Here is an 11,946-nt window from a genome sequence, read left to right as displayed (position 1 = left end):
TACGCTGGGCAAACCATGAGCTATGTGTTTACTATGTCCTCGCACACCTGTTACCTAGGTACCCGGTCCATACAGCCGCGCAAAAGAAAGGTACTGCGCCGCCGGGCGCAAATCCCGGCCGGGGATGACAGAGACGACCAATCAATCAAATGCTAAAGAGCTAAAAACTAATCTGCTCATTTTTTGATAGCTACTAGCGCAGATAAAACCTGCGCCAGAGCCACTTTTCCCTTAAAGATTCCCAGCCAAGCCTCCCGGCCGCCGGAAATCTTCCGCACCGCTCAATGAACGGATACGTCAGCGCAACTCTGGCGTAGTTCTCGGCGAATGGCGTGCAGGTCCTCTTTCTGGTTGGCAGGGCAGCCCACATCGCTGAGCAGGTATGGGCCTACCTCGGCGAGGCGACGGGCGCTGGTGTGCTGCGGGTGCTGGACTTGCCAAGCTTCGCGCCATTGGCTGTAGAGGTTCACGGTGCTGTCCAGCCAGGAGCCGTGGGCGGGGGCATGTTTGAGGAAAGGCAGGTGCATGGGGGCTTCCGTATCGGTGTGGAAATACCCAATGCTCGCCAGCCTGTGTTTCATGCGCGCTGCACGCATGTTTCAATTGTTTCAGCGGGCTGCTAAGCCAGCAGCGCAGCCACCTTGGCCAACAGGTCCGCGCGGGAAAACGGTTTGTCCAGTGAATCGCAGCGTGTGCTTTTCAGAAACGCGTGCGCGTCGGGCGACAAGGTGTCGCCGGTGACGAACAGCATGGCCCGCGCCAGCCGTGGGTGGGCGGCAGTTACTGCGCGCCACAGGCCGGCGCCGTCCATATCCGGCATGCGCAGGTCGGAGACGATGGCGTCAAAGCGCGCCGTGGCCAGCATTTCCAGCGCCACCGCACCGGATTCGGCGGTGGCCACCTCGTAGCCGCCGCTCTCCAGCAGGTAGCGCATCAGCTTGGCCAGCTCGGCCTCGTCGTCCACCACCAGCACGCGCTGCCCCTGTGCCGTGTAGGGTTCGGGCAGCGGCGCTGGTTGGCTATCGGCTTCGGCTTCGCCGCTGATCGGCAGGCTCAGTCGAAAGCTTGCGCCGCCCTGGGTGGGTGTTGGCTCCAGGCTCAGGTCGCCGCCATGGTCGCGCGCCAGGGTGCGCGACATGGCCAGGCCCATGCCGGTGCCGATGCCCTCGGGCTTGGTGGTGAAGAAGGGAGCGAACAGGCGCTCACGGGCCGGTACCGGTACCCCGAGGCCGTTGTCGGCCACGCGCAGCCAAACCCGCGGTTCGCGGTTGCTGCGGCGCAGCTCCAGCCCGGTCTGCACCTGCACCCGGCGCATGCCCTGCACGCCGGCCAGCGCCTGCTGGGCGTTGACCAGCAGGTTCATCACCACCTGGCCGATCTGGTCGCCGTCCACATTCGCCACCGGCAGGCCATCGGCCAGGGCCAGTTCCAGCTGGATGCCGTGGGTGCGGTAGCCGTACTGCAGCATGTCGCAGGCGGCGCGCACCATGTCGTTGATGGCCACCGGCCCGCGCTGCGGCGGACGGCTGCGCGCCATGTTCAGAAAAGTGCGCACGATGCGGCCACAGCGTTCGGCTGCCTCGCGGATGCGCTGGGCGTCGGTGCTGAGCTCGGGCATCTCTGGCAACTGGGCGCATTTTTCTTCCAGCAGGATGGCCCGGCCCATAACAATGGCCAGCGGGTTGTTCAGCTCATGCGCCACGCCGGCTAGCAGGCTGCCCATGGCGGTGAGTTTCTCGCTTTGCCGCAAGGCTTCGCGCTGGCGGTCGATCTGGTTGGCGGCGGCCTGCCGTTCCGACAGCTCCTGTTCGTGCTGTTTGCGGGCCGTGTGGTCTTGGCCGAAGCAGGCCACCTGCAATACCGGGCCGCCGGTGGGGGCGTAGGGCACCCAGGTTTCGCTCAGGTAGCGCCGTCCCATGCCGGGCAGCTCCACCCAGCCCTCGCTGCGCAGCGATTCGCCCTGGAACATGCGCTCGGCCAGCGGCAGGTAGTTGGCAAATGCTGCCTGGCCCTGCACCTCGGCCAGAGAACGGCCCAGTACCTGGTCGGCACTGCGGCCCAGAAACTGCAGCAGTTCGTAGTTTGCATATACGTAGCGGTGCTCGCGGTCCAGTACACCGAGCTGGGCGGTTACGTGCTCCAGCAGCATGTTGCTGAGTTGTGGGTCCAGCAAGGGTGGAGGTCCGCCATGCAGCTGGGTTGGACCGAGCGAGTGGAATGTACGCAGGGGCGGCATGGTGCAGGCTTGCTAGTCGGTGCTGGCCGGCACGAACACGTAGCCAACGCCGCGCACGGTCTTGATCAGTTCGGGCTTGTCGGGGTTGCGCTCAATTTTGCGGCGTACCCGCATGATGCGCAGATCAATAGAGCGGTCAAACACATCCCAGCCGCGGTTGTGCGCCTGCTCCATGATCTGGTCGCGGTTTAACGGTCGATTGGGGTGCCGGGCAAACAGCACCAGCAGGTCGAATTCGGCGGCGCTGATTTCGATCTCGCGGCCCTCGGCATCCAGCAGCCGGCGCTGGTCCAGGTCCAGTGCACAGTCGCCAAAGCGCACCCGGCGGCCTGCGGGGTTGGCCTCCAGCGGGGCTGGCGCCGTGTCCATCAAGGCCGCTGCAGCCGTTACATCGGCACGGCGCAGCACGGCACGCACGCGGGCCAGCAGCTCACGCATTTCAAAGGGCTTGGGCACGTAGTCGTCGGCGCCCAGCTCCAGGCCGACGATGCGGTCCACCGAATCGGCCGCAGCGGTCAGCATGACCAGGCCCATGCGCGGATGATGGTCGCGCAGCCAGCGCGCCAGCGACAGGCCGTTTTCGCCGGGCATGTGCACGTCCAGCAGCGCCAGCGCCGGCACGGTTTCGGCTATCAGAAGGCGGGCGGCAGCGGCATTTTCGGCCGTGCAAACCGCGAGGCCGTGGCGGGTGAAATACTCGGCCAGCAGCGAGCGCAGCTCGGGTTCGTCATCGACTACCAGCACCAGGGGGCTGGCATTGCCTGCGGTGTGGAGCATCGTGGGGTGGAAGGAAGGCGCATGCCGGTTGAATCAGTGTAGCGAGCACCCTCGGTTCGTGCTACGCCTGGCTAGGCTATGGAGTGCTGTGCACCTCCCGCTTCCCCAACTTTAGGGATGGAATCCTGCGTGCGGGTGGTGTTTTTCTCTGTTCACAGTGCGCTGATAGCATTGGACTGAAAGTCTCGGGAGGCGGCCAAGATGGCACGTGATGTGCTGTTGAAGCGTGTTTTTTCCTATTTAAGGTCCACTATGAACATCCGCAAAAGTTGCCGCTTACTGGGTTGGGGTTGTGTGTTGCTGTTGTTGGGTGCCTCGGCCCAGGCGCAGAACGCGTTAGACACGATTTTGAAGAACAAAAAGGTCACCATCGCCGTGCCGCCGGACTACCCACCGTATGGTTCCATGGGCAAGGACTTTCAGATCCAGGGGCTGGATGTGGACGTGGCCAACTACATTGGTGCGAAGCTGGGCGTGGCGGTCAATCTGGTGCCGGTGATCAGTGCCAACCGTATCCCTTATCTGGAATCCAAAAAGGCCGATGTGGTGATCGCCACACTGGGCAAGAACCCGGAGCGCGAGAAGCAGATCGATTTTGCGGCAGCCTATTCGCCGTTCTTCCAGGCCATCTTTGGCGGCAAGACCATGCAAGTCAAAGGCTTTGCAGACCTGGCGGGTAAAACGGTTGCGGTCACCAAGGGTTCGGTGGAAGACACGGAGCTTCGCAAGCTCGCACCAACCAGCGCGGACATTCGCAGTTACGAAGACAACACCAAAACAGTGTCCGCCTATGTGAATGGGCAAGTGGACTTGATTGCCGTGGGCGCGTCCGTGGCGGGCAATATGATGCAACAGAACCCCAAGGTCAGCACCGAGTTCAAGCTGTTGCTGAAAGACAGTCCTAACTACATCGGCGTGGCCAAAGGGGAGGACAAGCTGCGTTTGGTGATCAACGGCATCATCGCCGACGCACGCAAGAATGGTGACCTGGACAAAATGGCGATCAAATGGCTGGGGCGCCCGGTGGGTGACCTGCCCCAGTGATGTGGTGCCGGCCGGGCACTAAACGCGCCCGGTAAATGTCCAGCTTATTTGGGCGCGGCGCTGCCCGTCCATTTGATGGAAATCTTGTCCAGCTCGCCGGAGGCGCGCATTCTGTCGATAGCCTTGTTCAGCCAGTTGCGCAGTTCGATCTCGGGCAGCTTCACCGCCATGGCATTGCCCTGGTTGAACAGCGTGAACTTCACCGCCAGCTTGGCGTCCGGGTGGCGCAGTATGGCTTCCCGGGCCACGGTTTCCGGCAATACCACCACATCCACCTGGTTGGCCACGACGGCCTGGAAAGCCAGGGTGTCGTCCAGGTAGCGCTGTAGCTGCATGCCGGCCAGATTGGTCTTCAGCAGATAGCTTTCCTGGCTGGAGCCCTGGTTCAGGCTGACGCGCTTGCCGCGCAGCTCGTCCAGCCCGGCCAGGGGCAGACTGGCGTTGGCGACTGCCACCATGCGAAAGGCGTTATAGGGTTCGGTAAACAGCACCAGCTTGGCGCGCTCGGGTGTGGGCGCCAGCGTGGCGACCAAAAAGTCCACCTTGCCGTCCAGCAGGGCGTTGATGCGCGCCGGCGGCGGCAGGGGGATGAGCTCGGCCTTCACGCCCAGATAGCCGGCCAACACCTGGGCCACATCGATGTCGTAGCCCACCATCTGGCCCTTCTCGTTGGTGGAGCCGTAAAGCGGCTGGCCGGCCAGCACGCCTATCCTGACCCAGCCACGGCTGGTGATCTCGTCGGATGTCAAGGCGTTGGCTTGCGTAGCCAGCCACAGCAGGGCGCTGCCCAGCAGGGGGCGAAGAGTGAGAAGCAGGCGGCTGTCTTTGCGCATGGTGGTGTGTCTCGCAGGCATGGAGGCCGTGGGGGCTGTTGCTACACCCTTGTCTGCGCAATCGGATGTTCTCTTTATATCGACATACGGCCCGCCATCTTGAACGAAAGAGCCCTCAGTGCCTGGGGTAGGACGCAGCCGCCGCGATGGCCAGGCCGGCGTATAGGACCAGGGCCACGCCCAACAGGCTTAGAACTACCGTCATAGGTGTCTCCGGTTCTTGGATAATGCAGGGTTTGCGGGCCTGCCCCGTGTGTGGCTGCCCAGCTGCTGGCCGGATTGTGGAAGCCCATTGTTTCAGCGGTGTTGCACCTGCTTGGCCTGGCCTGCAGCCCATCTCCTTTGCGACCTTCCGCTGACCGGCGCCGTAACCGTGGCACGGGCACCCCCTCATTCCTTACCGAACCTCACTGAAAGATGGCATGCAAGACGAAATGACGCCCAAGGGCAAAACCGCACTGGTCATAGGCGGTGGCCCGGCTGGCCTGATGGCGGCCGAGGTGCTGGCACAGGCTGGTGTCGCCGTGCAGCTGTTCGACGCCATGCCCTCGGTGGGGCGCAAGTTTCTGCTGGCAGGCAAAGGCGGTTTGAACCTGACGCATTCCGAGCCCGCGGAGCTGTTCGCCAGCCGCTTTGGTGCGCGGCAGGAGCAGGTCGCACCCTGGTTGCAAGACCTGGGCGCTGCGCAGCTGCGCGACTGGGCCCAGGGCCTGGGTGTGGAGACTTTTGTGGGCAGCTCCGGCCGCGTGTTCCCCAAAGACATGAAGTCAGCCCCGCTGCTGCGCGCCTGGCTGTACCGGCTGCGCGCGGCGGGTGTGCAGTTTCATATGCGCCACCGCTGGGTGGGGCTGGAGGGTGCTGCCTGGCATTTCGAAACCCCCAAAGGCCCGGTGCAGGCCATGGCGGACGTGGTGGTGCTGGCCCTGGGTGGCGGCAGCTGGGCCCGGCTGGGTTCCGATGGCGCCTGGGTGCCCTTGCTGCAGGCAGCCCGCGTGCCGGTGTTGCCGCTGCAGCCAGCCAACTGCGGCTTTGACGTGGCGGGCTGGACAGAGCATTTCCGCAGCCGTTTTGCCGGCCAGCCGTTCAAGACCGTGGCCCTGTCTTTTACCAATGCGGCCGGCGACAGCTTTCGCCGCCAGGGCGAATTCGTCGCCACGGCCACCGGTATCGAGGGCAGCCTGGTGTATGCCGCCTCGGCAATGGTGCGCGATGAAATTGCGCTGAACGGCAGCGCCACCGTCTACCTGGACCTGTTACCCGACAAAACCGCCGAGCGCGTGCTGGCCGAGGTGAGCCACCCGCGCGGCACGCGTTCGCTGTCCAGCCATTTGAAAAGCCGCCTGGGCCTGGACGGCATCAAGGCCGCCATCCTGCATGAACTGCTGGACAAGGCCAGCTTCCAGAACCCGGCCGCGCTGGCCGCTGCCATCAAAGCTCTGCCGATCCGTCTGGTAGCCACACGCCCGATCGATGAGGCCATCAGCAGTGCCGGCGGTGTGGCTTTCGAAGCCTTGGGGGCCGACCTGATGCTGGAGCCGTTGCCAGGAGTGTTCTGCGCTGGCGAGATGCTGGACTGGGAGGCTCCCACGGGCGGCTATCTGCTCACGGCGAGCATGGCCAGCGGGCGTTGCGCGGGTCTGGGGGCTGTGAAGTATTTAGGCCGCTAGCGCAGATTCTGCCTGTGCAGACAGCTATTGAAAATATAGCGATTTGTGGCGAGCAGCGGATACACCTGATTACCAACTTGACTGGCAATTGGCGGCTTTATGCCCAATTGGGGGGATGCGTGCCGAGCGGGGCTGCGCCAGAATGCCATAGCGCCCAAGCACAGAAAAGACCCGAGGACACAGGCTGGCTGACACAGGCTGGCGATGCGCGCTACAAGGCACGTGGGGTGGGGAGGCAGAAAAAGAAGAGAGCGGTTGCAAATTGCCTTACAACCGCCCGCAGAACACATGGCCCAGGCGGCAACCTGGGCCATGGGCGTACCGGGTCCGACACAGGTTCGGACTGGGCACGAAGCTGCCGCAAGGGCAGCATGTTTTTATTGGAAACCGGAATGCGGTGGATTTTACAAAGCCTGGCGCAAATCGCCAGGGCTTTGGCCGCAGACCCCCGGTAAAGCGCGGGCCTAAGCACCCATCCCCATTTTTTTGTGTTTTGACCTTTTGCGGCTCTTGCGCGCTTGCTACCTGCACTGGTTGCTACTGAAAATGTAGCAAATGATCATGCAAGACTTCAGGGTGCATGCCCGCTGGGCTCCACAATCACCAAGGCAATGCCGCAGACCAGCAGCCCCGCGCCGGCCCAGAACGCAGCGGCCGGACTTTCGGCAAAGAACACATAGCCCAGGGTAGGACTGAACAGCAGCAGTGAAAAGCTGCCGGCCTCCACCGCCGAAGCATCCCCTGCGCGGTAGGCGAAAAAGTAGGCCAGGTAAATCCCCGAGGCCGACAGCGCCACCAGCGGCAACAGGCCCCACAAAGCGGATGGCACGCTGGGCAGGCTAAAGCCGCTGAGTACGCCAAAGCTGATCCAGCAGGCGGATTGGCTCCAGGTCAGCACGGCGATGGGGTGTTCCGAGCCAGAGTATTTCTTCAGCACCACGCCCAGCATGGCCTCCATCAACGCGCCGAACAAGGCCACCAGAGCGGCCGGCTGGAAGGCGGCGGCGCCGGGCTGCAGAATGGTCAGCACGCCGCCAAAGCCTACGGCCACCCCTAGCCAGCGCAGCCAGTGCGGGCGCTCGCCCAGCAGCCATACGCCCAGCGGCAACATGAACAGCGAGCCCGCCATCAGGTAGGCGCTGGCCTCGGCCAGAGGGAGGTGCGATACCGCCCAGGCTGCGCAGCCCGCCGAGGTCACAATGAAACCGGCACGCAGCAGATGCATGTACGGGTTGTGTGTGGCAATGATGCGGCCTCTGGTCCATAGCACAGCGGGTATTTGCAGCAGAAGGACCAGGCTAGCTTGCAGAAACAGAACCTGCGTGGGAGCAACGCCTTCGGCCATCAGCCGCTTGTTGCAGGCGTCCAGCACCGACCAGCACAGCATGGCCAGCATGACGAGCAGCACGCCACGGGTATTGCCGGCCAATTGCAGCCAGCGGGTTTGAAAAAAATGCAGCATGGGAGTGTCTGTGAATTTGGCTGTTGGCGCAGGTGTTATCTGCGCTGATAGCTATCTAATGTATAGCAATGTGCTGACCAGCCAGCGGCTGCGCATGCGCATCGGGGGGATGCGCCACAGCGGCCATAGGTTCAGAATGCGGGCACCGCTGTTTCCAGGCCGCTACCGGTTTGTATTGACGGCGCAAGGAGGCCGCCATGCCCGCAACGTCCAGCCCGCTACCCGATAGCCTGCATGCCCTGGTGGAGGCCGAGAGCCAGGCCGTGGCCGCACGCCGCAGGCTGGTGCTGGGCGAAGTGCAGGTGCAGGTGCAGGCCGATCCCGCAGCGTTGGAGCTGCCGCGTGTCGGCGTGGCTCTGTCGGGCGGCGGAGTGCGCAGTGCCACTTTTGCGCTGGGCCTGCTGCGCGGCCTGGCCCAGAACCGCAGCCGGCCCGCCCAGCCGCCTGCGGCGCCACAGCGGGACCTGGCCAGCGACGGCCTGCTGGGCCGGGTGGATTATTTGTCTACCGTGTCGGGCGGTGGCTATATCGGCGCCATGTGGGGGCGCTTGGTGGCCAGCTACGGCATCCAGCGGGCGCAGGCGCTGATGGCCGGCAGTGGTTCGCCGGTGCTGCAGTGGCTGCGCCGCAATGGCCGCTACCTAACGCCGGCCGGCTCGCGCGACACCGGCATCGCCGTAGCCACCTATTGGCGCGCCTGGCTGGCCATCCACATGGAATTCATGTTTACCAGCATCCTGCTGGGGGCGCTGGTGATTGCGCCGCATTTGCTGCAGCACCGGCAGCGCTGGCTGGATGCCTGGGCCCCCTGGGGCACGCCCTGGTGGGTGTTTGCCTTGCTGTTCTATCTGGCTTTGACGCCGGGCCTGGTGGCCGGCTACTGGGCGGTGCGCGATGCGCCGCCGGGCGGGCCCATACGCCGGCGCGGACCGGGTCTGCGCGGTGGCATGTTTTTGCTGGTGGCGGCGCTGTGTACCGTGCTGCTTTGGGTGCAGGTGGTGGCGCTGGGCTGGACTGCTGCGTTGCGCGACGGCCCGGGCTGGCTGAACCTGATCGCGCTGGGCATGGCATCCCTGACCCTGGGGCAGGCCTGTGTGGTCGGCTGGCTGTGGTTATCGCGCGGTGCGTATTCCTTGCGGGTGGCCTTGGTGCGCCACCATCTGACCACGGCCTTGCGCGCCGTGTTGCTGGGGGTCTTGGGTTTGTTGCTGGTGGGCCTGCTGGACTGGTGCAGCTGGTGGCTGCTGGAGGCGCTGCTGGATGATCGCAACCTGCCCTGGTTGTGGCGTGGCGTGGGGGTAGGGGGCCTGGTGCTGCTGGTGCTGCGCAATCTGGTCCAGCCGCTGCAGCAGATGGCGGCAGAAACCAGCAAGCAGGCGCAGGACTGGTTGCCGCGCATAGTCAATTGGGGCAGCCAGCTGGGCTTTGGGCTGCTGGTGATGTTCTGGCTGGTGTTGTTGCAGTGGTTTGTGTTTTCACCCATCACCTTTCCCGCGTTCAGCGATATGCCGGCCACCTTGCGCCTGTTGCTGTTGCTGTCGGCCTGGGCGCTGTGGATGCTGCTGACAGCGGGCAACGCGCAGATGGCCAACACCTCGTCGCTGCACAGTTTCTACCGGGCCCGCTTGGCACGGGCCTATCTGGCGGTGGGCAATCCGGTGCGCCGTCTGGACCAGCCCAGTCAGCACCACCCCAGTGTCACCCAGGTGGTGGAGGGCGACGACCAGCGCCTGGGTACCTATGCGCCAGAACTGCAAGGCGGGCCAGTGCATTTGGTGAATACCTGCCTGAACCAGACCCGCGATGACCGCAGTGGCTTGTACAACGCGGACCGTAAGGGCACGGCCGTGACGGCCAGCTGGCGCGGTTTCGAGATCGGGCCGGATGCATTCATGGCCTTGCGCCGGCATCACGACGCCGGCTCTGTGGGGCGCTGGGTGGCGGTGTCGGGGGCTGCGGCATCGTCTGGCGCGGGGGCTTATACCTCGCGTGGGCTGGCGCTGTTGCTATACCTCATGGGGGTGCGCCTGGGTTACTGGATGCGGGCCCCGCAGGAGCACGTCAAGCTGCGCTGGGGCAGTCGCCTGGCCTGGCTGGGCATACCCAAGCCGATGATGCTGGTCAGCGAGGCCTCGGCCACCTTTTTCGGCCTGGACCGGCCCTGGTGGTATCTGTCGGACGGCGGGCATTTTGAAAACACGGGTGTGTATGCGCTGCTCAAGCGCGAGCTGGATTTCATCATCTTGTCCGACGCTAGCTGCGACGCCAACTACGAGTTCAGCGACCTGGAAAACCTGGTGCGCAAGGCACGTATCGACTTTGGCGCCGAGATCGACTTCTACAGCCATGCCGAGGCGGCGCGCAAGCTGGTGTCCGACGGCAGCGGCGTTACCGTGCTGTCACCCGAGGACATGCCCAACAACCATTCCTGCCGCGGCGTGATGCTGGCGCGCATCCGCTACCGCGAGCGGCCGGGTGCCGATGGCCGGCCCATGCGGCCCGAGGGCACGCTGCTGGTGGTCAAGCCGAATCTGCATGACGCACTGGATGTGGATGTGCTGGCCTATGCGCAAAAACACCCCAGTTTCCCGCACGAGTCCACGGTGGACCAGTCGTTCGACGAAGCCCAGTGGGAGAGTTACCACCGCTTGGGCGAGGACTTTGGCCGCGCACTGACCGACGACTGGCTGGGTCAACTGCCCGGCTGGCGTAGCAAGGCCCGGCATGGCATCGACGTGGCGGCACGCCTGAGCGGCGCCAGGGTCGGCGATGCCGCTCCCAGCGAGCCCGTGTGGCGGCGCGGTGCGCGGGCCGCGGCCATTGGTACCACGCTGGGCCTGGGCGCATCGGGCACGCTGGTGTTGTCGCTGTGGCAGGTGCAAGACCAGCTGCAGCGCCAAAGCCATGACGACCAGACCGAAACCCGCCAGCTGTTCATCAAGGTTTCGGAAGGCCTGGCCGTGCAGGACTGGAGCTGTCCCAAACTGCCGGAACACCTGCTGACGCAGACCCTGGACTTGCTGCAGCGCCGCGACAGCCCGGCCATGCGCCCCCTGGACGCCAAGGGTGTGGACCGCCTGGTGCAGCAAATGGCGCAGCAGTGCGAGAAGCCGGTGGACAGCGGCACCGAGGCCGCGATGGCGCCAGACTGCCGTGCCAACTACCAGCGCATGCAGGAACATTTATGCAGCGAGGTCAAGCGTCCGCTGGGCGATGCATCGGCCATGAACTACTGGCTGCCCAGGGATGGGCCCGAGCAGCAGGCGCTGGATGCCGACAAAAAATGGAAACAGTTGGCCCAGTATTGGGATGCGCCGTCGGTCTGGGCCCTGCTGCACAAGGAGTCGGCGGTGGTGGCCTCGCTACCTGCTCCAGTGGGCACGCCGGGCCCTGCCATACCCGCCAAGCCCGCCAGTGCGGCACCGGGCACCGTACCGCTAGAGGCAGGCATGCCCAGTGCCGAGGAGATCTCTCAGGCCTGCAGCCGCCCACCGGGCAAGACGCTGGTCTATATGCAGGTGTACGACGCCGGGTCTTTGCTGGCGGCGAATACGCTGCGTGACCGCATCAAGTCGGTAGCCGACCAGGTGGCGGGGGCGGCGGTGCAGATCGCCCCGGTGGAGAACGTGGTGCGCAGCGCCGATCTGCGCCAGCAGCGCCGCCCTGTGCCGTGGCCACGTGCTACTTTTTTGCTGCACGACCGGGGGGATTTGGCGGCGAAGAATTGCGCCCAGGTGCTAGCCCGCTTTGTCGGCGAGCCCTGGTCTCCGCCTGGTACGGTGCCGTGGATACGTGATCTGCCCGACCGGTTGCCGGCTACGCCTGGGGTACTGGAGCTGTGGTTGCCACCGATGGCAGTGCAAAGTGCGGGCTTGGCGACCACGGATCCTGAGCTGGCGCGCATGGTCCGGGCCTATGCGCCGTGAG

General features: G+C 64.6%; 8 protein-coding genes. 3 read left to right on the top strand and 5 right to left on the bottom strand.

Annotated elements, in window-relative coordinates; all coding sequences use genetic code 11:
- Positions 1–281: 281 nt before the first annotated feature.
- The 3 genes from AC07R0_RS19765 to AC07R0_RS19755 form a co-directional block, all read right to left on the bottom strand.
- A complete protein-coding gene (locus tag AC07R0_RS19765) occupies positions 282–527 on the bottom strand; it encodes a hypothetical protein (RefSeq protein WP_495074709.1) in 246 nt (81 codons plus the stop codon).
- A gap of 92 nt (positions 528–619) precedes the next feature.
- On the bottom strand, positions 620–2,236 hold the full coding sequence (locus AC07R0_RS19760) for a sensor histidine kinase (RefSeq protein ID WP_495106108.1): 1,617 nt from the start codon (positions 2,234–2,236) through the stop codon (positions 620–622).
- A 12-nt stretch (positions 2,237–2,248) separates the two neighbouring features.
- Positions 2,249–3,013, bottom strand: coding sequence for a response regulator (locus AC07R0_RS19755; RefSeq protein ID WP_495106107.1), 765 nt, complete (start codon positions 3,011–3,013; stop codon positions 2,249–2,251).
- 252 nt (positions 3,014–3,265) lie between these two features.
- On the opposite strand from AC07R0_RS19755, the gene AC07R0_RS19750 reads away from it, so the two are divergent.
- Entirely contained in the window at positions 3,266–4,057 is a 792-nt protein-coding gene (locus AC07R0_RS19750; protein WP_495106106.1) for a transporter substrate-binding domain-containing protein, read from the top strand.
- 44 nt (positions 4,058–4,101) lie between these two features.
- On the opposite strand, the gene AC07R0_RS19745 is transcribed toward AC07R0_RS19750, so the two are convergent.
- Positions 4,102–4,890 carry a transporter substrate-binding domain-containing protein gene (locus AC07R0_RS19745; protein WP_495106105.1) on the bottom strand — a complete coding sequence of 263 codons (789 nt, stop codon included), beginning with the start codon at positions 4,888–4,890 and terminating at the stop codon, positions 4,102–4,104.
- Positions 4,891–5,312: 422 nt separating this feature from the next.
- Between AC07R0_RS19745 and AC07R0_RS19740 the strand changes: the two genes are divergently transcribed.
- A complete protein-coding gene (locus tag AC07R0_RS19740; RefSeq protein WP_495106104.1) occupies positions 5,313–6,557 on the top strand; it encodes a TIGR03862 family flavoprotein in 1,245 nt (414 codons plus the stop codon).
- A 571-nt stretch (positions 6,558–7,128) separates the two neighbouring features.
- Here AC07R0_RS19740 and AC07R0_RS19735 read toward each other — a convergent pair.
- The gene (locus AC07R0_RS19735) at positions 7,129–8,019 is read right to left on the bottom strand and encodes a DMT family transporter (protein ID WP_495106103.1); all 891 of its coding nucleotides are present in this window, start codon (positions 8,017–8,019) and stop codon (positions 7,129–7,131) included.
- Between the two features lie 197 nt (positions 8,020–8,216).
- Here AC07R0_RS19735 and AC07R0_RS19730 point away from each other — a divergent pair, with 197 nt between their 5' ends.
- Positions 8,217–11,945, top strand: a complete 3,729-nt coding sequence (locus tag AC07R0_RS19730) for a hypothetical protein (RefSeq protein WP_495106102.1) — start codon at positions 8,217–8,219, stop codon at positions 11,943–11,945.
- Position 11,946: the final 1 nt, after the last annotated feature.

The organism is Rhodoferax sp. GW821-FHT07F03 (assembly GCF_059418745.1).
Note: the sequence above shows the minus strand (reverse complement) of the source record. Positions and strands in the feature narration are given on the sequence as shown.